The sequence below is a fragment of the Algoriphagus iocasae genome (genome assembly GCF_014206875.1).
GTDB classification, from domain to species: Bacteria; Bacteroidota; Bacteroidia; order Cytophagales; family Cyclobacteriaceae; genus Algoriphagus; species Algoriphagus iocasae.
This window is the reverse complement of sequence record NZ_JACIJO010000002.1, coordinates 1,168,006-1,190,142: the sequence shown is the minus strand read 5'-3', so window position 1 is coordinate 1,190,142 and position 22,137 is coordinate 1,168,006. Positions and strand designations below refer to the sequence as shown.

Genomic DNA, 22,137 nt, shown 5'->3' with positions numbered 1-22,137 from the left:
CTTGCATTTTTCTGTATTTCAAGTAAAAAAATAGGTATTAATACGTATTGAGTTGCGTACCTTTTTCACCTAGCTTTGATCATATCAATTGGGGCAATTAATTTTTAGCAATATGAAAATCACATCTTCAAAAGGAAATTTTAAGATCATTCAGACCATCAAAAACAGGGATGAATTATTGATTCTGGGATCTTGGACTGACATCACCAAACAGTTTGAGAGCAGGAGGACTTTTCTGGTAAATAAAGCAGAAGGACTATTTGGCATTTATATCTGTAAACAAGAATGCCAAGAGTTTATTAACCATATCATGATGGATATTGATTACAACGAGTGGGAGGACTTTCGACTTGACGAGGTTTCTTCTATGAATAGATATTTAGCGTAAGGGTGATCATTTTTTCATGAACAACTTCAGAGCTGTGTGGATCAAAGTATCCACGGTTTTTTCAGCCATTTTATCAAACTCTCCAGTTTTTCTGTTGGCCACGATTGCATTCAAGCTTAGCATTTCATGTCCAAGTAATTTTCCCATCGCGTAATAACCCGCAGTTTCCATTTCAAAATTGGTCAACCTTTCTCCGTCTATTTCTAATTCTGACACACGTTCGATCATTTGGTCAAGCTTTGGCCTTAACCTGATTTCTCTTCCTTGAGGTGCATAGAAACCTGGACAGGTTAAAGTGATTCCTCTTAAAAAATCAGAATTCAACTGGTCCAACAATAAACTACTCGCTTCTACCTGATAAGGAGTAAACTCAAGACTCAATTTATCCTTAAGGTGTTTCCCCCAAACTTGAGACCCTGGCAATTCCGGATAAAACTGCATCAACGTATCCAATCCAATTGCTTTGGCGGAAGCCAACAATGATCCCACAGGAATATTTTCCTGCATAGATCCAGATGTACCCAGCCTGATAATTTGGAGGGTGGTATGATCAGGCTTGATTTGTCTGGATTTTAAATCCACATTCACCAAAGCATCCAACTCCGTCATCAGGATTTCAATATTATCCGTACCCATTCCTGTACTGATAACAGTGATCCTTTTATCTCCAATTCGCCCCGTGTGAGTGACAAATTCCCGCTTTTGGGTTTTAAAATCTATAGAATCAAAATATTGAGAAACAAGGGAAACCCGGTCTGGGTCTCCTACAGTAAAAACAAGAGAAGCCAGATTTTCTGGCTTCAAATGTAAATGATATACGCTTCCATCAGCGTTTAAAATCAGTTCTGATTCAGGAATTATTCGGCTCACCCTCTAATTTAGTAATTTGTTCTTTTACAGAAGGGCGCTTTAAGCCTTTATATGGATTATATCCATTGGTGTTTTTTTGATAATAGCCAGTGCCATCATAAGGGCGTTTTTCCGGATTCTCTTTACAATCATCAGAACAAGCACCTTCCATTTTCCATCCACACTCCTCACACATTGGAATATGTGCATTGCAGGATGGGTTTGCACAGTTTACCATTCGATCTGAATTGGTTCCACAAACATGACAAGTAGAAATCACCTTTGGGTTAACCTTATTCACATCCACAGCTATTCTGTTATCAAACACATAGCATTTCCCTTCAAAATCCTCTCCACCAGCTTCCATGCCATATTTGATGATGCCTCCATGAAGCTGATACACATCTTCAAAACCTTGTTCTAAAAGAAATGCAGAGGCTTTTTCACACTTGATACCACCCGTACAATAGGTCAAAACCTTCTTGTTTTTAAGATGCTCAAGCTCTTTCACTTTCTCAGGAAAATCCCTGAAATTATCAATATCAAGTGTCAAAGCATTCTTAAATCTTCCAAGCTCATGTTCGTAATTGGATCTTACATCCAAAATCACGACATCTTCCTGATCTTTTAATTTCTTGAATTCCTCAGGATCAAGATGCTTCCCTGTTTTCACATTCGGATCTAAATGACGCAAAGCAGAATGAACGATCTCCGGCTTATACCTTACGTGGATTTTAGTGAAGGCGTGTTTGTCGTGCTCGTCAATCTTAAATTCAGTTTTTGCGAATCTAGGATCGCCATGCACATAGGCCATGTATTTTTCACAGTCCTCTTTCAAACCTGAAACAGTACCATTGAGGCCTTCATCAGAAATAATAATTCTGCCACGAATGTTATTTTCTACACAAAATAAATGGTGCTGCTCCCTGTATTCTTCTGGATTTTCAATTTTTGCATAGCAATAATACAGGAGGATGTTGTATTGATTATTTTCCATAACTAGAGCCCTGTTTCGGCAGGGTGTTTAAAGGATTTATGATTTCAAATTGTAGCTTTTAGATTTGAGTCTCCAAATTTATTATGAATTTATGATGCCTTCAAATTGCAAATCCCTTTGCTTGGAGTTAAATCTCCTATTTAATCTTGGCAGCTGGATTTCCAAAGACAGTCTCATTTGCCCCTACTGAGGAAATGACTACTGATCCAGCACCCACTCTGGCATTTTTACCAATCGTAACTCCGGAAACTACTGTCACTCCAGAACCTATAAAAGCGCCTTCTTCGACAGTCACCTCAGCGTTGATGATAGATCCAGCACCTATTTGAACAAAGTCTCCCAATTTAGCTTTGTGATCTACGATTGCTCCCGTATGAAGGATACAATGCTGGCCAATTTCAGCAGCTGTGCCAATAGTAACTTTTGCATTGATAAAGTTTCCATGACCGATAACCGCATCAGTAGAAATATAGGCAGTATTATGAATGGCATTAATCGGCTGTACTTTTCTTCTTTCATTCAGCAGTTCCACCAAAAACTTTCTGTATTTCATATCATCCACCGCCACAAATGCTTCAGCTTTTTGACCGATCAATTTTAGGAAACCATCATCTTCTGGATTTCCTAGGACAGAAACAGTATTGATTTCTGTTCCATGCATGCTTTCGTCTTCCTCGAGAAAACCATAGACCATTACCTCATTGCTATTAAATATTTCAAGAGCGGGATGAGCAATACCTTTTGCTCCAAAAATAATTACCGGTTTTTCCATAGTTTTTTCCTTTTTCGGAGTGCAAAAGTACGGGAAATCATACGCTTACGCAAAAATCATTTACTTTCTCGTTTGATGAGGCTTTGCGCAACTTTGCATTGCAGGCATTTCTTTGGTTTACAGTAGTTTTTATACAAGCCTATCATTCCTTGGGAGTCAAATGAATTTGATGGATTCCAGCCAGCAGACTGAAACTTTTTAATGATATGATTATTTTCCGCAGCCACTTCCTGAAGTAAATCGAAGCATCGTTCTTGCCATTCTGACTGTTGAAAATACCTACCGTAAGCAAACCAAAGAGGAATCACAAAATTGATGATCAAAAGTTGCAAAACAGAATCTGAAATCCCTTTTGATACTTTCCTTTCTGCTGGCTTTCCAAAAGAGAAATGGTACTGCCAATAATCACTTGGAGTCACCTGAAGAAGTTTTTTAAAAGCCGGAAAGCCTCTGGTATCTTCCATTATAGCTTGTAGCAAGTTTGGGGCATTAGAAAGAATGGACGCTAGCTGCGCAATTCTCAAAGTTGGGAAATTGCTAGGCCTTACCCCCATAAATGACCAGTGCTGTCTCTTCAAAGAAGTATTCCAGGCATATTTCTTTTGGTAAAAAGCATATTCATTAATCAAATAGTGAACATACGGTTCTTCAGAAACTTCAGGCAGCAACCCTGCTTGGCCAAACAAAAACGACTCGACAACCGGTAATTTATCTCTATGCTTCAGCAAGGTTTTATAGGGGAGCAAAAGAGCTAATTCTCCCATCGCTTTTGCATTGGTCTTGAATCCAAAGCTTGTAAATAACCATTGGTAACAAGTTTCTTCCCAGTCACCTTTATTTCGAGACAAAAGCTGTAAGATATATTCTGATTTTTCGTGAAGACGCTCCACTAGGGCTTTTTCGAGAGCAGAGAAACGGATGATTTCTGGAACTTCTGTCACAGCGTGAGCACATGGCAACTCAGATTTATAGTCCAGCAAACGCTCATAATTCCGCCAGATATTCAGAAAGATCTTTCCTTTCAGTTCGACGGTAGGCATTAAAGTGCCGTCATTTCGGTAGACCGGTTTATCATTTTCCCAAACCACGTGAAGTATGACCGAATTATAGGCTGGATCTCCGCCATGTGCATGAGTCTTCCAATCTGAAGCATATTTATGGACTTCCACATGCCCATGAAGTGTAACTTGATCTAACATGATCACCGATTCATGAAAATCCGGGCCTTCACCGAAATTGTGAAAACCTATCTGAACAACCTGAATCGATTCTCCTGAACTCGTCTTTAACTCATTCTTTTCAAAATATTGATACTTCCAGACGAGTTGTAAAAAATCTTCTCTGAATTCCATAAAAATACTACCTAAAAACTTATTCAATGTAAGAAAAAGTCGAAAAGAAAAAAAGCCAGAATTTCTGGCTTAAGTTTTTAGGAAAGGGAAGTTTATTTAGAGATACTTATCAAGTAATTCACTCATTTCAATCTGCAGTTTCTCCGCCTCTTTTCTCGCACAAATCCCAAAATCTTTTTCTCTTGAAGCGTATATAATTCCACGGCTGGAATTGACCAACAAGCCGCAACTGGGGTTCATTCCATATTTTGCCACATCAGAGAGACTTCCACCCTGAGCACCTACCCCCGGAACCAAGAAAAAGTGATCTGGAACTACTTTTCTAACTTCCCCGATTAGCTCACCACGAGTTGCCCCGACCACATACATCATATTTTCAGAATTTCCCCAAGTCTGGCTTTTCTCTAAAACTGATTGGTATAAAGGCTTCCCAGCTTCATCTTTGATCAACTGAAAATCCATGGAACCGGAATTTGAAGTCAAAGCCAAAAGAATCACCCACTTGTTTTCAAATTCCAAAAACGGCGTCACACTGTCCACTCCCATATAAGGCGCCACAGTCACCGAATCAAAATCCATTTTCTCAAAGAATGCCCTTGCATATAGTTTTGAGGTGTTTCCGATGTCTCCTCTTTTTGCATCCGCAATGGTGAAAATTTCCTTTGGAATCAATTCATTTACCTTTTGTAGCGTTTCCCAACCTTGTGGGCCTAAAGCCTCAAAGAATGCAATATTAGGTTTGTATGCTACTGCAAAATCCGCTGTCTGCTCTATGATTTCTTTACAAAAAGTGAAAATCGGATCTTTCTCAGAATGTAGATGACTTGGAACTTTGGTGATATCAGCATCTAATCCGACGCACAAAAAAGATGATTTCTTCTGGATCTGAGAGAACAGTTCTGCTTTGGTCATGTTTTGAATATTTTGGCAAAGGTACTTAAAATGATGCTTCGGTGAAATTTAGGATTCTGGATTTGGAAGGCCACTTTTAATAAATGCTCCGCAAAGGGAAACCAATGCGGTGATCAAAAAGAAAATCAAGCTGAATGCTACAGCTGTAGCTTCATCAATTCCTGCATAGGTGTGAGCATATATGAAAACCAATTCTCTTGCACCAATCCCACCAATCGTCAAAGGCAAAACAGCTACGATTGAAGACAGCAAAAAAACCAATTGATAAGCCATGAAATTAGTATTCACACCCAAACTCAATAAGATAAAAACCGCGCAAACTAATTGAGCAACTTGCCCTAACATGGACCAGATATTTGACCAAAGAAAAGATGGAAGAAAAGCTTTGAAAAAAAGCTTCTGAATGAGCCAGAAAGTGGGGTAAACCAAAATCGCTCCAATGACAACAATCGCTTCCCAAGGAATCTGAGAATCAAATGGAAGTTCCAAATCTACTGGCAACACTAATACCAAAAGTAAAAAGACAATGGCAACCAAACCTCCAAGTCGATCCAAAAGCGAAGCATGGACCAAAGACTTTACCGAGGTTTTATAATGTTTATTCAATAGATAAACCTTATAGCCATCTCCGCCAATTCCACCTGGAAGAAACAGGTTATAAAACAGTCCGATGGAGTATAGTCTGAAATTCAACTTTTCAGAAATATTCAAACCGACATTCCTGAAGTAAATATTCAGGCGCAATGCCGTAAAAACCTTACTCAGGATAAAAAGCACCAAAGCTGGAATCAACCAAACCCAATGAATAGTTTTTGCAATCTGCCAGAGTTGGTCGGTATCAATTTTACGAAAGACAAGGAAAATCGCCAGCCCAGTCAGGATCAATTTCAATACGGTTTTTAACCGCCTCCAAAGGCTGTTTGATTTCTTTTCCAATCGGACTTAATTCTAAAAGGCGAACCTGCTTCTTATTAATTCAAATATTGACTCAAATAGTTTGGAGTTCTCCTTGATACACCGTTTTGATGGTATAAGTAGTTTTATTTTGAGACTCAAAATAGGTACGCACGATGATCTCGGCGATGATACCTGTGGTGATAAATTGAATACCTCCTAAAACCAGGATAAAGCCTAGAATCATGATGGGTCTGCCCCAAATATCCTCTCCCATGATCTTCAAAATGAGCAGGTAGAAATTGATCAACAAACCAATTAAAAACGCAATAATCCCTATCCCACCAAAAAGGTGAATAGGTCTTTGGAAGTATTTTTGAAAAAAGAGCATGAGGATAAGATCCGCCATCACTTTAAATGTCCGGCTCAAGCCATATTTTGATTCACCATGGATCCTCGGATGGTGCTTCACATCCATTTCTGTCATCCTCGCCCCTTGTTGCTTCGCCAATACAGGAATAAACCGGTGGAGTTCTCCATACAGTCCCATCCCTTGAGCAATTTCCGCTTTGTAAACGCGAAGCGTGCAACCGTAATCGTTTAGGTAAACTTTGGTAGAATTTCTAATCACCCAATTGGCAATCTTGCTAGGAATTTTGCGAAGAACAAAGCCATCTTTTCGATTGGCTCGACGTCCAGCCACTACATCCCATTCCTCATCGATTGCTTTTTGAAGCATGATTGGCAAATCTGTCGGATCATTTTGCAAGTCCCCATCCATGGTGGCTATATACTCACCAATCGCCATATCTATTCCTGCAGCCAAAGCGGTAGTTTGGCCGTGGTTTCTATTGAAAATGATGAGTTTGGTGCGCTCATTTGCATATTTCTTAACTTCTGAAACGGTCTTGTCAGTAGAACCATCTTCGATTAAAATTACTTCATAATCGATTTCCTGAAGGGCTGAATAAGTGGCATCCAGCAATGGCTTGATATTATCCTCTTCGTTATAAACTGTAATAACTACTGACAAAAGGGGCTTGCTCATGGGAATAAATTTGGTCAAAAATACGGCAAAATACTTCCTCTGACAATAAAGGGGCTATTTGCTTTCCGATGCCAACGAAAATTTGGTGTGACATAGTTCAATCATCTTATCTTTGCGCCATGGTTTCAAAAGAATATCAGATCAATCCATGGGTGGTGATGGCGGCCTTCACTATTTTAGTTGGTCCTTTTGCCTTGAGCTTCCATATGCATTTCCCTGACGAAATGTATTATACCGATGCTGCTGTGAAAATGCTGCAAAACGGCGATTATCTGACCACATACCTCGGCAATGGAGAACTGAGATTCAGAAAACCAATTGGCACTTACTGGGTGGTGCTTGCTGGATTTAAAGCTTTTGGGGTGAGTGCATTTTCATCCCGGATATTTTTCTTAATCGCTGGAGCTCTAACCGTTGGATTGAGTTATTGGCTCGCCAAAATCCTTTTTGAGGACAAAAAACTAGCAGGAATTTCTGCTCTGATTATCGCAAGCAATCCTGTATTAATTTTTGCTGCCACCAGATCTATTCCTGATGTACTATTAGGCTTAGCGATGACTTCCAGCGCCATTGGATTTGCTGGTCTTATCAAATACGGAGAAGACACGCCAAAGAAATTCCTTTGGATTTTATACCTCAGTTTAGGTTTGGCATTTGAAATCAAAGGCCTTCCTGCAGCTGCTTTGGGTGGAATTGGTATCGCTTATCTTGCTTTCAATCCTTGGAAAAGAATTTCCTTTAAAACACTTATTCACTTTCCATCTTTGGCAATTGGAATCGTCATTGGATTATTTTGGTTTGTGGCAATGTGGCAAATTCATGGCCCCACGTATTTGGATAGTTTCTTTGAGGATCAGGTCGGAGGAAGAGTCGCATCCCGATACTTACTAATCCTGAAAAATGGTTTACTGGCAACAGCAATTCTATTTGCCATTTACTTGCCTTGGGTTCTTTTGGCATCCCCAAAACTAAAAAAATGCATCCAATCCACTTGGAACGAAAACAAGGTGTTCTTTGGATTTGCTTTGCTTTGGGGCCTTGCTATTCTTGGAATGGGAGCATTGACCACAAAATTCTATGAGCGCTATTTACTTCCTGTAGCACCAGTATTGGCGGTTTTATTAGCTTGGATTTTGGTAAGAGGAGGGTTTGACCTTAGAAAAAAAGGGCTGAAAATCAGCACTTGGATTTTCTTAGGATTGTCAGCCATTCTTGGGCTTTTCGCAGTTTGGTTAAACTCCAATTTAGGAAGTAGTTTGTTCATTTATCTACAAATGGCCTTTGGGCTAGTGGTTTGGGTTTATCTCTTCAGATTGACTATGAGAAATGAAAAATTACCGAAAGCACTTTCCTATTCCATATTACTTTTATTTTTCATCCTTTCCACAGCCACGGCAAAAATCTCACTTCCAGAACAGGGAGAGCAAGTTTCTGAATTCGTGAAAGAGAATCAAATTGATCCGAAGGAAGAAATTGGATTTATAGGAAATATCCATGTCAGCAGTAAAATCAGGGTTTACCTTGGTCCGGAATTTTATATGACTGACCTGACAGGAGAAAAAAAGAAGACGACTGAAGAGTTGATAGTCGAGTCAGAAGGCTATCCTAATTTGATCGTGGAAGACAAATATATAAGTGAATTTGATGAGCATGATTTTGAGATTCAAGTAGCTTCGGTCAACTGGGACTCAAAAAAAATCCCTTTCCTGCTTCAAAACATCAGCAATCCTGATTTTCGAGAATTGGTCCGAGAAAATGGTAAGATTTATTACTGGCTAAAAAGAAAATAACTTAATAAGTTTCCGGGACAAAAGGATCGTACTTCTCTAAATTTTTCCAAACCTGGATTTTCGCTTTTCGGAGAAGGTCTCCTCTGAAATAAACAGGAAACTCTTCCTCATAAACCAAAGATTCAAAACCAGCATAATCCCCTGGGGAATCAAAATTCCAGCTCACGAAAACTCCATTAGTTTGCTTCCCTACAAACTGCTCCATTCCTGGCCAAAGATCAAACTGATTCTTCCTCGAGCCCATATTCAACATGTAGGTTTGAGGATGATTTTCCAAATAAAAAGAAAGCTCTGATGCCATATGATAGGTCTCTGAAAATACATATGCATTTTCTAGCTGTAGACTATCTTGAAGGAAATCCACACGTTTTGCCAAAGGATCATAGCCAGACATTCTTCTAAAAATCTTTATCTCTCCTTTTTTGACAGCTGGAATTGATTTCAAAAATGTAAAATCGGGCAAGATCAAAATGAGTGGAAGACAGATACTGATTCCAACACCCCAATTTCTAATTTTCTGCCAGATTGCAGATTGGTTAATCACCCATTCACTCATGATTATGGCTAATCCAACGTAAGAGAAAATCGTCCAATTAACCAGAATTTCTGTCAAGAAACTAAGGCATCCAAAACCTACGAATGTCAATAAGGCAGGAAGAATTAAAAAGAACTTTTCTTGACTTCGATATTTCAAGACATTCTTTATCGCTCCAAATGCCAGAGGCAAAAGGAAAATTGAAATCATAGCTAGCTGACCTCCAAGAAATTCGAAAAATTGGGAAAGGGATTTTCCAATCAAAAATGTAGATTCTTTGCCTCCACTAGCTCCTGCCAGATTTGCCAAATGTTTGAAAGTCAGAAAATCATTTTGGAAGTTCCATATCAAGAAAGGTAAAAACCCCAGTGACATGACCAGGAAGAATAGAGCTAAATTCTTCCACTTTTTACCGAATGTCCCTTCCTGAATTACAAATAAAATCAGAAAAGGAATCACTAAAATCATGACGGCTTTGGCCATTAGGCCCAGTGCCGCAGCTAATCCTGCCAAAATCCACCATCGGGTTTTCTTTTCTTTATTTGCCCGATAAAGCCAAAACATGGTCAAGACCCAAAAGAAAGTCAAGGAAGTATCTGTGGTATGAAAAGAGGAAACCAACCACCAAAATGGCATGGCTTGAAGAATCATGGAAGCCCAAAAAGCGACCTTTTCTCCATATAAATAGTTTGCAAAAAGATAAGTTACCCAAGCTGTCGCTAAACCAAAGAATATAGGATTAAACCGAACACCAAATTCTGAAACTCCAAATAAATTGGTACTCAGATAATTTAAGAACGCGACAAGTGGGGGTTTGGAATAATAATGCCATGCTAGGTTTTTAGACCATAGCCAGTACTGAGCCTCTTCCGTAAACAGGTCTAATTCTGGACGGAAAAGAAACAGGATTTTGGCAATAATGATAGCCAGACTGACTATCCAAAATGCCGATTTATATGACAGATTCGACCTCATTGGAAAAGTTGGCAAGAAAAAGAAAAACCCCCGAAGTTCCGAGGGTTTTGAAAAGATTTTAGGGTTTATTACTGCCTGACAAGCACAAATTTTTCTTTGTACTTTTTAATCTGTCTTCTTAATCCTTCTATTGCTTCATCAGCTGCCCCTTCGAATGAATCTGATTGATTCTTCGCAAAAAACTGCTTTCCTGGCACATTTAGCTTGATCTCAACAATCTTGTTTTCATTGTTATCATTTTTATCTAGCCTCATAAAAACCTCACCATCTATGATACGATCATAATAGGTTTCCAACTTGTCTGCTTTTTTCTGGATAAAATCGATCAATTTACGATCGGCATCGAAGTGGATTGAGTGCATCTGCAGTTTCATATTGATTTGCATTTAGTGGTTGAACAATAATTTATTTACGCTTTAGGATGTGCCTGTTCAAACACAGCCTTGAGTTTTTCTAGTGAATTGTGGGTATAGACTTGTGTGGCGGCCAAATTTGCATGTCCCAGCAAATCTTTGACTGCGTTCAAGTCCGCTCCTTTATTTAATAAGTGAGTCGCAAAGGTATGGCGCAGCACGTGAGGGCTACGTTTTGACGTTTGTGCAAAAAGGTCCAGATAATGTCTGACAACACGGTATATCATCATAGAGTAACTTTGCTTTCCGTGATTAGTAACAATAAAATAGTCACTTTGTGCTACTTTTAAAAACCTTTCTTCAAATACTTTTTTATACAAAATGATATTTCGTGACAGTCCATTTGTTAGTGGTATTATTCTTTCCTTTTTACGCTTACCTAATACTTTCACGACACTTTCTTGGAGGTTGATATCCCCCCATTTTAATCCGGTCAATTCCGAAAGTCTGACTCCGGTCAAATAGAGAAATTCCATCACCATTCTATCCCTTTGTCCTTCGAAATTCGGTTCATAAACACTTTCTTCTAGAACGGAAGAAATGGTATTTTCTTGAAGGAATTCAGGAAGTTTTTTGGGGTTTTTAAGGGATTTTAACTTATACGTCGGATCCTTAGAAATGACTCTTGACCGCAGCAAAAACTTAAAATAAGAGCGAAGCGTGGCGATCTTCCTATTTACAGAGGTGGTACTCAGACCGTTCTCTACCAAGTCAATCACCCAAGCCCGTATTTCAGAATGATCCGTTTGGGAAATATCCTCTCTTTCGAAGGCAGTCAATACAAACTCATGGAATTGCTCCAGATCTTTCTGGTAAGCCAAAACCGTATGAGGGCTTGATTTTTTCTCGAATTCCAAATAATTGATAAAAGAGTCTACCATGTACTGTTATTGCTCAATTAAAGTACACGAAAAAAAAATGAAGTCCGGTAACATATCTCACAAAACATTCCGGAAATGGAGGAAATTCTCAGAAGTTATGAATTGAGCTTTAGTGAAAACAAATCTCAACTATCTTGGCTCTGAGGAAAAAGCGGATAAAAAAAAAGCGTACTCACTAAGTAAGTACGCTTGTATAATTGTTGTCAAAAACGATTATTTCGCTGCTTCGTCCTGAAGTTTTTGCTTATAAGCCGCTTTGATGACCTGAGCTCTTCTTTTGATAGAAGGTTTAGTGAACGCTTGTCTCGCTCTTAGTTCTCTGACTGCACCAGTCTTGTCAAACTTCTTTTTAAAACGCTTTAGCGCTTTTTCGATAGATTCGTTCTCTTTTACGTTTACTACGATCATATTTTTACACCTCCTTTCGCGACTGCAAAGGTATGGATATTATTTTATAAACAATAATGCCATTAAAATAAACTCTGAATAACTCTCTTGATTTATAGGGCTTATTCCCTAATTTTAGCAAAAATTACCCAATAGATCGTGAATAACAGCATTTTCAACAACCGCATCCTTTTAGTTTGTATTCTTTTTCTATCCATTGTTTTAACTCCATCTCATTCTTTTTCGCAGGAAAACCCTGAGAAAATGGAGTGGTTTAAAGATGCCAAACTGGGAATCTTCATCCACTGGGGAATTTATTCCGTCAATGGAATCGATGAATCCTGGTCCTTTTTCAATGACTACATCAGCTATGAGGATTACATGAAACAGCTCGATGGATTTACTGCAAGTAAATATGATCCTGAGAAGTGGGCAAAGTTAATCAAGCAAAGCGGTGCCAAATATGCAGTACTCACTGCCAAACACCATGATGGAGTAGCACTTTGGGATACCAAAGCTTCGGATCTTTCCGTAGTGAAAAAAACTCCCGCTGGAAAAGATTTAGTGGGTCCATTGATGAACGCCTTAGAAAAAGAAGGTATCAAAAAAGGTATCTATTTTTCAGTTTTGGATTGGTCTCATCCGGATTACGATAGAAATACCAGAGAGACTTACCGTTACAAGAATGATCCAGCCCGATTCAAGAAATTCACAGATTTCAACTTCGCTCAGCTAAGTGAACTCTCTGAGCAATACAATCCAGATTTGTACTGGTTTGACGGGGACTGGGAACATAAGCCAGAAGAATGGAGAAGCGCGGAGCTTAAAAAGAAATTATTGGGATACAACCCAAATCTCATTATCAATTCTAGACTAGGCCCGGGATTCGGCGACTATGATACGCCCGAACAAGGTGTTCCGGTTACAAGACCAGCTAGCGAATATTGGGAACTTTGCATGACCATGAACAATAGCTGGGGCTATCAGGGAAATGATCATGCTTATAAAAGCCCGAGTGAATTGCTAAGGATCTTTGTGGATTGCTTGCATATGGGAGGAAATCTCCTGATGGATTTCGGACCAAAGCCTGACGGAACGATTCCGGAAGAAGCTGTAAACATCCTAAATGAATTTGGACGTTGGACTTCCAAGCATGAGTCAGCCATCTACGAAACTCAAGCGGGTATTCCTGACGGCCACGTGTATGCACCAACCACACTTTCCAAAGACAAAACCATCCTTTACATCTACTTAGACTACAAAGTCAATGAGTCTCTAGCGATCAAAGGCCTAAAAAATAAAATCCAGCGTGTATGGGTGGTTGGCAATGGTACCAAACTTCAATCCAGAGAAGTGGGCAAAATGTACTGGAGTGCAGTGCCAGGAATGAAATACATCGATATTCCTGACAATGTCTATGACAAGGATATTACTGTAATTGCGGTATTATTAGACGGGCCTGTAGATCTCTATCGAGAAAAAGGACAGGTAATTGAGAGTAATTGATATGTAAAAAAGATGTTTTAAAAATACAGATTTGTCAGGCTGAGCACTTTATTGACGGGGGTTTCAAAATTGAAAGGTCCTCGACTCCGCTCGGACTGACATGTATTATAAAATTCGACATTGATAGCGGCATCAAAGTTTATTCCGATCGATGCCGTTCAGCTGCAATGGTTTTCTATGTGACTTAAGCTATAAACTGGCTAGACTCATTTTTCGCAAACTTATAGAATTAGCTAGTTCTTTTCTGGCATATACTCCATCCAGTCCACTTCCAATTCAAATGGAAAGTTAGGTTTTTCCAATGAATTCGGATTTCCCTCAACAGCCCAATCTTTGGTATGCCAGAAGTTCATTCGATATTTTGAAGAATGCTGTGGAATCCCAAGTTTTGAACCTTGATAATCCCAAAGTGTAACCGTATCTGCAGTTTCCGGATGGATCATCCACCATCGCAATCGGTCACTTTTCCAGTCAAAACCATAGGTATAAAACTGGGAGGAAGCATCGTAATTTTCGATTGCCTGAATTGATTCAGGCATATTTTGCCTTCCTTCTAAAGCCGTAGGAGTCCCATCATAATTGATCTTTGAAATCGTCTCAAGGATTTCTCCTTTGGCCAAATTAATTATCCTCCCGATGCGCTGTAGCTTCCCATGCTCACCTGTCCAAGTTCCTATATAAATAATACTTGGATCTGCAATCAACCATTCAAAGTCGATTTCGCTCAATCCTTTTTTATCATCATCATAATAGTTAAAGTAGCCCACAACAGCACCGACATTGGGTTGTTTATCTTTTACATCTGGTACTTTTAAGCGTGTTGAATAGGTTCCGAAATGTGTGAACTTCTTCGAAATAATCTCGGGACCTTTACCAGGCCCAGCTTCATCTAAAGGATCCAGCTTAAAGGAAACGATTTTCTCTTCTGAATCAGTGGGAGAGTCTATTCCCATGTTAAACTTAAAATCAGCTTTTCTACCCGTTGAACCATAGTAAAAATATCTCGATTTTGATTTCGAAAAGTCCTCATGAAAGGATTTATGAGACTTTTGGGAATCACTTTTCATAAAAAAAGCTGTCGACATAAGAAGGAGAAAAAGGAGAAATTTCATAGTCGAATATAGTATAAAACTATATTCATCCTGAATATCTCTACCAGATACTAATTAAACAATCGAAACTTCATCAAAGCAAATATTAAATCATCTCAAACTAAATTTTTACCCCCCCCTTGAAATTAACCGTCAATCACAAAATGAATTGAATTTCATTTGTCGATAAAAATAGTTTAAAATTTTTCAACTAGATTTAACGCAAGCTATCTTTTTAATAGTTCTTTAATTTTAAATTAATTTCAAATGAAAAAACAATGATTTTAGCCTTGGCCCTACTAGGTATGGTCCTGGTTAGTGTTGAGGCGAGCCTGTGAAGGCAGCAATACATCTTTGGCAATTATAATTTTTCACTAATGCGAATAGTATTTAGCCAATCAATAACCCAGAATTATCTGGTATAATTGATATTCCAACCAATGCAGAATTTTCTGAATTACTAAACATGAAAAATCGATATTTTGTATTTCTGGTATTCTTTTCAATAATAGCTTGCCAAGCTAAAGTGGAAAAAGATGAGTTCCCAGCCTTATTGAATCTAGTGATGGTCGATTCCGTCCTAATTGAGGAATCAAATTTTCACCTCAATAGCCAATTTGAAGTTGGAATGGTGGCTGATAGCTTGATTGCGGTTTCTTCTGTCAGGACCCCGGCAGTTGGGTTTTACCATATATCCGGCAAACAAAGAAAAAGAATTGCTTCAGGAGACTACCCAATAGGTTCATTTCTACCGTCCAACTTTGATGCTTCACATTATCCAATCGTTTATTTATTGGATAAAAAAAGTGAATCAGTCTTGATCTTCAATGTCGAAACTCAAGAATTCATTAAGAAGATCAGACTAACTATTCCTGAAGGGAAAGAGGCCAGAACCGCTGATTCAAAGTTCAAAAAATTAGATAATGGTTTTTTAATAGAATTAGCTTCTTCTGAATATGACAATTATGACCCCAAATACTATAATGAAAGTGGTAAGTTGATCTATTTCTTTGATGAAGAGGGACAAGTTTTAGAGAATTCTTTTTTGGAATATCCGGAGGAATTAAAGAATGCAGAAGGGTCTCTTAAACCATCAAATTATCTTGTCTCCTCTTTTTATAAAAAAACTGCACTATTCAGTTTTCCGCATGAAAAGAAAATCTACCGCTATAATTTTAATGAATTGGAAAAACAACCAGTAGAAATCCCAATTCCAAAAAGTAGATTTTTTGATTATTCCGTTAGCAGTGCAGAAGGCATTATTTCTTTTGATGATATATTTACTTCAGGCAATAGTAATAATATTGTTGTCCCTTTTAATCATACATTCACTTCAATCCGAGAAAACTCAGAATCAATAATTATAGAAACTTGGATGAATAATAAAAAGTCAGGGAAGGAATATGCCACCTTCTCACATTTGATGGTTTATTATAAACAAAACGAAAGCTGGTACGAAACCTCTAATCCTAGAAATATCTTAGACATCGGAATGCTTGCTGGAGTAGTCAACGACACCCTTTATTTCTACGAAGGCAGCCTAATGAAGCATGATGAAAAATATATCAAAAGGGCAGTCTTAAAGCCTATTAAAGAATAAGGTTTTCCCTATCCAAACCACTTCTTTGTGCTTCCTTCGTGTCCTTTGTGGCTAATTGAAAACCAAAAAAAGGTCTCCCGTTTACACAGGAGACCTTTTTTTATATTCGGATGAATTGCTTTAGCGACTACTTTCTCCCTTAGCAATACAATTTTATTTTGCAGCTCTACTTCATGTGCTGACAAGCTTTTCTTAGGAAGTTTAAAATTTGAACTCCACAATATCCTCTTCTTCTCCGGATGATAATGCATAGATGACCTGCTTCTCTTCATCCACAGTAATGAATCTCACTGGCGTATCCAATTCAAAATTTCTCAGCAAATTACCTTGATAATCAAACTGAAAAACAATCTGGCTATCTGACAAACCAGTTGACCTAATTTTTGATTTTCTCTCTCCATTATACAACATATAGATATGCTCCTCACCCATGAAAAAATCCTGATAAGTCCGAACAGCTTCGGGGTCATTCATATAGTAGTAGGGATCATCAGCGGATCTATAGGCTACTTCATAAGAGGGAACTTCGAAATACGGGCCCTCTACTACCAAAATCTCTTTACTTGGGTAATCCAAAATCTCAAAATGATCTCTGTCCATTGAAAAAAATCCAAATTTTGTCTTACTCTGGTTTGATGCAAAATGCATAGCAAAAGCAGCTTTTGCGACATTGAATGGTGGATCTCCCGGAAGCATTCCCTTCCAACTTCCATAGCCGACAAGAACTTCTCCGGTATCACTGTATTCCACGAATTTATTTTCGCCAGAAACCCGTAAAGTCATTAATGTACTATCCGTCAACCAAACAATATCCGTCGCCATTATAAACTCAGGATTACGCTGTCTTAGCTGCTTCTGCGCAAGTTTCGCCGTACTATCCTCCAAAGTAAACTCGGAGAAAACCTTGTCAAAATTATAGGCCCAAAATCTGCCAGGGCTAGTACTGTAATCCATTGTCCAGATATAGGATATCTCTCCGGGTCCATAGCCCTCCACTCCCAAACCATATAGCCATTTTTTCTCTTTCACATCAATTACATGAAGCGGAGGATCCATCGCCTTATCGGAAACGATCAAATAACCATCTACCAAAAATGGTTTCCTCACCTTATAAAATTTCCGGATCCCAAAAGGTGTACCGGTCAACAATTCTTCCTCAGGGAGATCGTCCTCCTGGATCCTTACCCAAGTCTCCCCTGACCTGGATTCGGAATCAGTCTTGGTAGTACACTGAAATAGCCCAATGAGCAATAATAGAAAAATGGTTTTCGACATGAGGTAATACTAGCTGGTTAAATAGAACAAAATAGCGGAAGATAAATCTCCCGCTAAATTAATTGTTAAGGTTGATTCTTAACTCTCCACAGGCCCACAAACTGACCCCGGTCTTGAATCAGCATACTTCCATCCAAAACGATCATTACAACTGTCATCAGGTTCCTGACAGCAGTCAGCCATAATTGTCACTTCTGCTTTGGCATTTGGCAGGCTTACAAATGCGGATCCAAGCATTATTCCTGCCCCAACCAATAACCCATAGGTTAATGGATTCTTAAATAATTTAGACCTAATTTAAAGTGTTAAATGGTTAAAAATTAAATTAGTTATTCAAAACTACCCCCCCCCAAACTATAAAATAAATCCTCTCAAATAACTATATTACCGTTAGTAAAACTAAAATTCGTGTCGAAATCGGCCGTAAACTAAAAGCGCATTTTAATATAGATAAATTGTATTTTGAAAAACCCAAGCCAAGTGTTGCTTTGAAGATTAAGGAACTTTTTCCGAATTGAAAAAGTGCCAGCCTTTGCCCCCAATAAAAACCAAAAAAGGTCTCCCATTTACATAGAAGACCTTTTTTATAGATTGATAAATTACTTAAGCAACTACTTTCTCAGCTAGCAATACAATTACATTGTCTTTTACTTCTACTACTCCGCCATCCACGATCATGGATTGCTTTCCTTCCGCTGTGGTAAAGGAAACGGTTCCTTTTGCCAAAGCTGAAACGATCGGAGCGTGATTATTCAGCACCTGAAATGCACCTCCGGCACCTGGGAAACTGGCCTCGGTCACTTCACCCTGAAATACTTTTTTGTCCGGTGTGACGATTTCTAAATGCATCTGATTCGGATTTATATAAAAGCAAGCGACCAAGAATCCTTAACCGCAGCTCTATTTTCTATTTATTTAACTTCAGCCAACATCTTCTCTCCCTTAGCGATGGCATCTTCGATGCTCCCTACCAAGTTGAAAGCTGCTTCTGGAAGATGATCCAACTCACCGTCCATGATCATGTTAAAGCCTTTGATGGTGTCTTTGATGTCTACCAATACACCTTTCAAGCCTGTAAACTGCTCAGCTACGTGGAATGGCTGAGAAAGGAAACGCTGAACACGTCTCGCTCTGTGTACGACTTGCTTATCCTCTTCAGAAAGTTCTTCCATACCCAAGATCGCAATGATATCCTGCAATTCTTTGTAACGCTGAAGAATCTCTTTTACTCTCTGTGCACATCCGTAATGCTCTTCACCCAAGATATCTGGAGAAAGAATACGAGAAGTTGAGTCCAAAGGATCCACCGCTGGGTATATACCCAATTCGGCAATCTTTCTTGACAATACCGTGGTAGCATCCAAGTGAGCGAAAGTCGTCGCTGGAGCCGGGTCAGTCAAGTCATCCGCAGGTACATAAACTGCCTGTACGGAAGTAATGGAACCGTTTTTAGTAGAGGTAATTCTTTCCTGCATCGCACCCATCTCTGTTGCCAAAGTTGGCTGGTAACCTACCGCAGAAGGCATACGACCAAGAAGTGCGGACACTTCAGAACCTGCCTGAGTGAATCGGAAGATGTTATCGATAAAGAAAAGGATGTCTTTACCAGCACCTTCTCCATCACCATCTCTATAATATTCTGCCAAAGTCAAACCTGTCAAAGCCACTCGAGCACGCGCCCCTGGAGGCTCGTTCATCTGACCGAAAACAAAGGTTGCTTTAGAGTCTTCTAATTTCTTTAAATCAACTTTGGAAAGATCCCATCCACCTTCTTCTTCTAAGCTGTGGATGAAGTCATCACCGTAAGTTACGATGCCAGACTCGATCATTTCACGAAGCAAGTCATTTCCTTCTCTTGTTCTTTCACCTACACCTGCAAATACAGATAGACCAGCATATGCTTTCGCAATGTTGTTGATCAATTCCTGAATCAATACAGTTTTACCTACACCGGCACCACCGAACAAACCGATCTTACCACCTTTTGCATAAGGTTCGATCAAGTCAATTACTTTGATACCTGTATAAAGTACTTCTGTTGAAGTAGAAAGATCTTCAAATCGAGGTGCAGATCTGTGAATAGGAAGTCTTTTTCCTGCAGGAACTTGTGGTAGACCGTCAATCGCTTCTCCAACCACGTTGAAAAGACGACCTTTGATAGCTTCTCCGGTAGGAACAGAGATAGGTTGACCCATATCTGTAACTTCCATACCACGAACCATCCCTTCAGATGAGTCCATCGCGATGGTTCTTACTCTGTCTTCACCTAGGTGCTGTTGAACTTCCATTACGACTACTTGGCCGTTTTCTTTGGTTACTTCAACCGCGTCAAGGATGTTTGGCAGTTTACCGCCTTCGAAGGAAACGTCCACTACGGGCCCAATTACCTGAGTTATCTTTCCAATATTTGCCATTTGATAGAATGAAATGTAAAAAGGATATGCTTTTTGAATTCGTCCGCAAAATTAACCAATAAAGCCTAATCCCAAAGGATATTTGGAAAATAATCCGAACCTTCTTAACGAATTGATGATCAATCTTCTCAAAATCCCCTTTTTGCCAAAAAAATTATTCCATTACTCGTCTCCCAAACAAAAAGACTTTGGACCAGTAGCGATTACTCAGATAATCCTCTGAAACCCCCAAAGAAGTGGAAGAATGGATAAATCGGACGTCATTTTTAGCCACTTCCGTCACAATTCCGGAATGCGTAACTTGATTTTTTCTTTTCCCTGTAGCAAAAAACAACACATCCCCTCTTTGTAGATCTCTGACATTTACCTTTTTGCCAACTTTGCTTTGGTCAGCAGAAATCCTTGGCATATTGATTCCCACTGAATAGTAAGAGTGAAAAACCAAAGCACTGCAGTCCATTCCTGCACGGGTAGTGCCACCATATTTATAAGGTGTGCCTGTGTAACTTCGAGCAGTGGAAATAACCACATCAAAAGGGTCAGAAGAAGCTTTCTTTCTGGAGGCACAGGAAAAGGCGACCAAAGCCACAATAGGAATCCATAAAAGTAGGTGTGGGAATTTTCTAACTGTCATTCTCGTTTTTGCTCTTTCAATTATAAGATACTTAACGGCAGGAATCAACCCTAACTTATCAATAAAGGTCTTTCATTTCGTTATATTCGTAGATTGATTGAAGGATATGAGCAGAGAAGAATTCACCAACCTCCCTTTTCATAAAAAAATTATCACCTTATATACAGAGGGCACATTTGTCGTGGCCATCCGATATTATAAGCATAAAGTGAACTTATACTTACTCGATAATGAATACGTAGAAGTTTTTTACAATCATAAACAGGATAAAATTGACAAAATTGATTTTTTACCGCGTGATCATTCTCGGATGAAATTTTACCTGGATCAAATAAAACTGGCTTAAAAATTATGTTCCCGCTGATAATCGCAGAAAAAGCCGCTGAATATCGCTGAATTAACCCCAAAAACTTTTACCTCTACGAACATCTGCAATAATTTTCCCCGGAAATCTGCGGGAGTTAAAGAAAAATTATTTTCCCGCCGATATTCGCAGAAAAAAGACGCTGATAAACGCTGATTTTTAAAAAAAAAGCTTCGAACATCTACGCAAGCTATCCGCGTGAATCTGAAGGAAAAAAAATACAGCTTCCCAATGATTTACCTATAAAAAGAGGCTGATAAAAACTGAATTCCACAACCCTCTTTAAATCTGCGAACATCTGCGATAATTATCCCCGGAAATCTGCGGGAGTTAAAGAAAAATTATTTTCCCGCCGATATTCGCAGAAAAAGACGCTGATTATCGCTGATTTAATCCAAAAGAACTTTAACATCTTTGAAAATCTTCGATAATTATTCCTAAAGATCTGCACGGAAAAATCTAAAATGTAAAAGCTTATATTTAAGTTTTTCGTTAAATTAGATTTAATTTTTTATCTGTGTCATGATTGAAAATGAGATTTCATACAAAATTAGAGGTGCAATTTTTAAAGTTTACAATTCTTTGGGGCCTGGTCTCTTAGAGTCTACTTATGAAGTCGCTTTGGCTCATGAATTATTGAAAGATAATTTGATTGTAAGAAGACAGGTTGGACTGCCATTAGTTTATGATAATATTAAAATGGAAGTCGGCTACAGAATCGATCTGATTGTGGAAGAAAAAGTAATAATCGAAATTAAATCTGTTGAAAATTTAATGGATGTTCACCACAAACAAGTTCTAACTTATTTAAAGCTGTCCGGGCTAAAATTGGGCATTTTAGTCAATTTTAACACTGTGGATATCAAGGATGGAATTATTAGAAAAGTGAATAAACTTTAATCTCCCCACTGAAATTACCTCAACCTCTTTAAATCTGCGAACATTTGCGATTTATATCACCCGAAATCTGCGGGCGTTTTAGCACAATATATTTCCCGCTGAAATTCGCAGAAAAAGACGCTGATTATTGCTGAATTAATCCCAAAAACTTTAACCTCTG

General features: G+C 38.7%; 23 protein-coding genes. 6 read left to right on the top strand and 17 right to left on the bottom strand.

What is annotated here, in order from left to right; genetic code table 11:
* The first annotated feature begins 112 nt into the window (after nucleotides 1-112).
* The gene (locus tag FHS59_RS12510; protein WP_184495479.1) at nucleotides 113-388 is read left to right on the top strand and encodes a hypothetical protein; all 276 of its coding nucleotides are present in this window, start codon (nucleotides 113-115) and stop codon (nucleotides 386-388) included.
* Nucleotides 389-394: 6 nt separating this feature from the next.
* On the opposite strand, the gene FHS59_RS12505 is transcribed toward FHS59_RS12510, so the two are convergent.
* The 7 genes from FHS59_RS12505 to FHS59_RS12475 form a co-directional block, all read right to left on the bottom strand.
* The gene (locus FHS59_RS12505) at nucleotides 395-1,258 is read right to left on the bottom strand and encodes a nucleoside phosphorylase (RefSeq protein ID WP_184495478.1); all 864 of its coding nucleotides are present in this window, start codon (nucleotides 1,256-1,258) and stop codon (nucleotides 395-397) included.
* Nucleotides 1,239-2,234, bottom strand: a complete 996-nt coding sequence (gene trhO, locus FHS59_RS12500; protein ID WP_184495477.1) for an oxygen-dependent tRNA uridine(34) hydroxylase TrhO — start codon at nucleotides 2,232-2,234, stop codon at nucleotides 1,239-1,241. The genes FHS59_RS12505 and trhO overlap by 20 nt, the downstream gene beginning before the upstream one ends.
* Before the next feature lie 136 nt (nucleotides 2,235-2,370).
* Nucleotides 2,371-3,006 (bottom strand): acetyltransferase, encoded by a 636-nt coding sequence (locus FHS59_RS12495; RefSeq protein WP_184495476.1) that lies wholly within the window; start codon nucleotides 3,004-3,006, stop codon nucleotides 2,371-2,373.
* A gap of 56 nt (nucleotides 3,007-3,062) precedes the next feature.
* On the bottom strand, nucleotides 3,063-4,358 hold the full coding sequence (locus tag FHS59_RS12490; protein WP_184495475.1) for a DUF2851 family protein: 1,296 nt from the start codon (nucleotides 4,356-4,358) through the stop codon (nucleotides 3,063-3,065).
* Nucleotides 4,359-4,454: 96 nt separating this feature from the next.
* Nucleotides 4,455-5,270 (bottom strand): orotidine-5'-phosphate decarboxylase, encoded by an 816-nt coding sequence (pyrF, locus tag FHS59_RS12485; protein ID WP_184495474.1) that lies wholly within the window; start codon nucleotides 5,268-5,270, stop codon nucleotides 4,455-4,457.
* A 48-nt stretch (nucleotides 5,271-5,318) separates the two neighbouring features.
* Nucleotides 5,319-6,206 carry a lysylphosphatidylglycerol synthase transmembrane domain-containing protein gene (locus tag FHS59_RS12480; protein WP_246388424.1) on the bottom strand — a complete coding sequence of 296 codons (888 nt, stop codon included), beginning with the start codon at nucleotides 6,204-6,206 and terminating at the stop codon, nucleotides 5,319-5,321.
* A 52-nt stretch (nucleotides 6,207-6,258) separates the two neighbouring features.
* Nucleotides 6,259-7,212: a glycosyltransferase family 2 protein gene (locus FHS59_RS12475; protein WP_184495473.1), complete on the bottom strand. Its 954-nt coding sequence runs from the start codon at nucleotides 7,210-7,212 to the stop codon at nucleotides 6,259-6,261.
* A 119-nt stretch (nucleotides 7,213-7,331) separates the two neighbouring features.
* On the opposite strand from FHS59_RS12475, the gene FHS59_RS12470 reads away from it, so the two are divergent.
* Nucleotides 7,332-9,002 (top strand): ArnT family glycosyltransferase, encoded by a 1,671-nt coding sequence (locus FHS59_RS12470; protein WP_184495472.1) that lies wholly within the window; start codon nucleotides 7,332-7,334, stop codon nucleotides 9,000-9,002.
* A 1-nt stretch (nucleotide 9,003) separates the two neighbouring features.
* Here the strand turns inward: FHS59_RS12470 and FHS59_RS12465 are convergent, their stop codons facing one another.
* The 4 genes from FHS59_RS12465 to rpsU form a co-directional block, all read right to left on the bottom strand.
* Nucleotides 9,004-10,512 carry an ArnT family glycosyltransferase gene (locus FHS59_RS12465; RefSeq protein ID WP_184495471.1) on the bottom strand — a complete coding sequence of 503 codons (1,509 nt, stop codon included), beginning with the start codon at nucleotides 10,510-10,512 and terminating at the stop codon, nucleotides 9,004-9,006.
* 68 nt (nucleotides 10,513-10,580) lie between these two features.
* Nucleotides 10,581-10,886: a ribosome hibernation-promoting factor, HPF/YfiA family gene (hpf, locus tag FHS59_RS12460; RefSeq protein WP_184495470.1), complete on the bottom strand. Its 306-nt coding sequence runs from the start codon at nucleotides 10,884-10,886 to the stop codon at nucleotides 10,581-10,583.
* Nucleotides 10,887-10,921: 35 nt separating this feature from the next.
* Complete coding sequence (locus FHS59_RS12455; protein WP_184495469.1) at nucleotides 10,922-11,806, bottom strand: tyrosine-type recombinase/integrase; 885 nt, start codon at nucleotides 11,804-11,806, stop codon at nucleotides 10,922-10,924.
* Nucleotides 11,807-12,019: 213 nt separating this feature from the next.
* Nucleotides 12,020-12,214, bottom strand: a complete 195-nt coding sequence (gene rpsU / locus FHS59_RS12450; RefSeq protein WP_184495468.1) for a 30S ribosomal protein S21 — start codon at nucleotides 12,212-12,214, stop codon at nucleotides 12,020-12,022.
* Nucleotides 12,215-12,352: 138 nt separating this feature from the next.
* On the opposite strand from rpsU, the gene FHS59_RS12445 reads away from it, so the two are divergent.
* On the top strand, nucleotides 12,353-13,699 hold the full coding sequence (locus tag FHS59_RS12445) for an alpha-L-fucosidase (protein WP_317168190.1): 1,347 nt from the start codon (nucleotides 12,353-12,355) through the stop codon (nucleotides 13,697-13,699).
* A 233-nt stretch (nucleotides 13,700-13,932) separates the two neighbouring features.
* Here FHS59_RS12445 and FHS59_RS12440 read toward each other — a convergent pair whose 3' ends face one another.
* The gene (locus tag FHS59_RS12440; RefSeq protein WP_246388423.1) at nucleotides 13,933-14,766 is read right to left on the bottom strand and encodes a glycoside hydrolase family 16 protein; all 834 of its coding nucleotides are present in this window, start codon (nucleotides 14,764-14,766) and stop codon (nucleotides 13,933-13,935) included.
* A 490-nt stretch (nucleotides 14,767-15,256) separates the two neighbouring features.
* Between FHS59_RS12440 and FHS59_RS12435 the strand changes: the two genes are divergently transcribed.
* A complete protein-coding gene (locus FHS59_RS12435) occupies nucleotides 15,257-16,390 on the top strand; it encodes a hypothetical protein (RefSeq protein WP_184495466.1) in 1,134 nt (377 codons plus the stop codon).
* Nucleotides 16,391-16,591: 201 nt separating this feature from the next.
* Here the strand turns inward: FHS59_RS12435 and FHS59_RS12430 are convergent, their stop codons facing one another.
* The 5 genes from FHS59_RS12430 to FHS59_RS12410 all read right to left on the bottom strand — a co-directional run bounded on the left by FHS59_RS12430 (nucleotide 16,592) and on the right by FHS59_RS12410 (nucleotide 20,713).
* Nucleotides 16,592-17,665 carry a BF3164 family lipoprotein gene (locus FHS59_RS12430; protein ID WP_184495465.1) on the bottom strand — a complete coding sequence of 358 codons (1,074 nt, stop codon included), beginning with the start codon at nucleotides 17,663-17,665 and terminating at the stop codon, nucleotides 16,592-16,594.
* 78 nt (nucleotides 17,666-17,743) lie between these two features.
* Nucleotides 17,744-17,902: a hypothetical protein gene (locus tag FHS59_RS12425; RefSeq protein ID WP_184495464.1), complete on the bottom strand. Its 159-nt coding sequence runs from the start codon at nucleotides 17,900-17,902 to the stop codon at nucleotides 17,744-17,746.
* A gap of 366 nt (nucleotides 17,903-18,268) precedes the next feature.
* Nucleotides 18,269-18,514, bottom strand: a complete 246-nt coding sequence (gene atpC / locus FHS59_RS12420) for an ATP synthase F1 subunit epsilon (RefSeq protein ID WP_184495463.1) — start codon at nucleotides 18,512-18,514, stop codon at nucleotides 18,269-18,271.
* Nucleotides 18,515-18,576: 62 nt separating this feature from the next.
* Nucleotides 18,577-20,079: a F0F1 ATP synthase subunit beta gene (gene atpD, locus FHS59_RS12415; protein ID WP_184495462.1), complete on the bottom strand. Its 1,503-nt coding sequence runs from the start codon at nucleotides 20,077-20,079 to the stop codon at nucleotides 18,577-18,579.
* A 154-nt stretch (nucleotides 20,080-20,233) separates the two neighbouring features.
* Nucleotides 20,234-20,713 (bottom strand): C40 family peptidase, encoded by a 480-nt coding sequence (locus tag FHS59_RS12410; RefSeq protein ID WP_184495461.1) that lies wholly within the window; start codon nucleotides 20,711-20,713, stop codon nucleotides 20,234-20,236.
* A 106-nt stretch (nucleotides 20,714-20,819) separates the two neighbouring features.
* Between FHS59_RS12410 and FHS59_RS23290 the strand changes: the two genes are divergently transcribed.
* On the top strand, nucleotides 20,820-21,059 hold the full coding sequence (locus tag FHS59_RS23290) for a hypothetical protein (protein ID WP_246388422.1): 240 nt from the start codon (nucleotides 20,820-20,822) through the stop codon (nucleotides 21,057-21,059).
* A gap of 540 nt (nucleotides 21,060-21,599) precedes the next feature.
* Entirely contained in the window at nucleotides 21,600-21,977 is a 378-nt protein-coding gene (locus tag FHS59_RS12405) for a GxxExxY protein (protein WP_184495460.1), read from the top strand.
* The last annotated feature ends 160 nt before the right edge of the window (nucleotides 21,978-22,137 follow it).

Excerpts from the sequence above, each read along its gene's own strand:
- FHS59_RS12475 (WP_184495473.1), bottom strand. The coding sequence starts at position 7,212 with ATGAGCAAGCCCCTTTTGTCAGTAGTTATTACAGTTTATAACGAAGAG.
- rpsU (WP_184495468.1), bottom strand. The coding sequence starts at position 12,214 with ATGATCGTAGTAAACGTAAAAGAGAACGAATCTATCGAAAAAGCGCTA.
- FHS59_RS12470 (WP_184495472.1), top strand. The coding sequence starts at position 7,332 with ATGGTTTCAAAAGAATATCAGATCAATCCATGGGTGGTGATGGCGGCC.
- trhO (WP_184495477.1), bottom strand. The coding sequence starts at position 2,234 with ATGGAAAATAATCAATACAACATCCTCCTGTATTATTGCTATGCAAAA.
- FHS59_RS12490 (WP_184495475.1), bottom strand. The coding sequence starts at position 4,358 with ATGGAATTCAGAGAAGATTTTTTACAACTCGTCTGGAAGTATCAATAT.
- atpC (WP_184495463.1), bottom strand. The coding sequence starts at position 18,514 with ATGCATTTAGAAATCGTCACACCGGACAAAAAAGTATTTCAGGGTGAA.
- FHS59_RS12510 (WP_184495479.1), top strand. The coding sequence starts at position 113 with ATGAAAATCACATCTTCAAAAGGAAATTTTAAGATCATTCAGACCATC.
- FHS59_RS12495 (WP_184495476.1), bottom strand. The coding sequence starts at position 3,006 with ATGGAAAAACCGGTAATTATTTTTGGAGCAAAAGGTATTGCTCATCCC.
- FHS59_RS12430 (WP_184495465.1), bottom strand. The coding sequence starts at position 17,665 with ATGTCGAAAACCATTTTTCTATTATTGCTCATTGGGCTATTTCAGTGT.
- FHS59_RS12435 (WP_184495466.1), top strand. The coding sequence starts at position 15,257 with ATGAAAAATCGATATTTTGTATTTCTGGTATTCTTTTCAATAATAGCT.
- FHS59_RS12410 (WP_184495461.1), bottom strand. The coding sequence starts at position 20,713 with ATGACAGTTAGAAAATTCCCACACCTACTTTTATGGATTCCTATTGTG.
- FHS59_RS12440 (WP_246388423.1), bottom strand. The coding sequence starts at position 14,766 with ATGAAAAGTGATTCCCAAAAGTCTCATAAATCCTTTCATGAGGACTTT.
- FHS59_RS12455 (WP_184495469.1), bottom strand. The coding sequence starts at position 11,806 with ATGGTAGACTCTTTTATCAATTATTTGGAATTCGAGAAAAAATCAAGC.
- FHS59_RS12405 (WP_184495460.1), top strand. The coding sequence starts at position 21,600 with ATGATTGAAAATGAGATTTCATACAAAATTAGAGGTGCAATTTTTAAA.
- FHS59_RS12425 (WP_184495464.1), bottom strand. The coding sequence starts at position 17,902 with ATGCTTGGATCCGCATTTGTAAGCCTGCCAAATGCCAAAGCAGAAGTG.
- FHS59_RS23290 (WP_246388422.1), top strand. The coding sequence starts at position 20,820 with ATGAGCAGAGAAGAATTCACCAACCTCCCTTTTCATAAAAAAATTATC.
- FHS59_RS12465 (WP_184495471.1), bottom strand. The coding sequence starts at position 10,512 with ATGAGGTCGAATCTGTCATATAAATCGGCATTTTGGATAGTCAGTCTG.
- hpf (WP_184495470.1), bottom strand. The coding sequence starts at position 10,886 with ATGAAACTGCAGATGCACTCAATCCACTTCGATGCCGATCGTAAATTG.
- pyrF (WP_184495474.1), bottom strand. The coding sequence starts at position 5,270 with ATGACCAAAGCAGAACTGTTCTCTCAGATCCAGAAGAAATCATCTTTT.
- atpD (WP_184495462.1), bottom strand. The coding sequence starts at position 20,079 with ATGGCAAATATTGGAAAGATAACTCAGGTAATTGGGCCCGTAGTGGAC.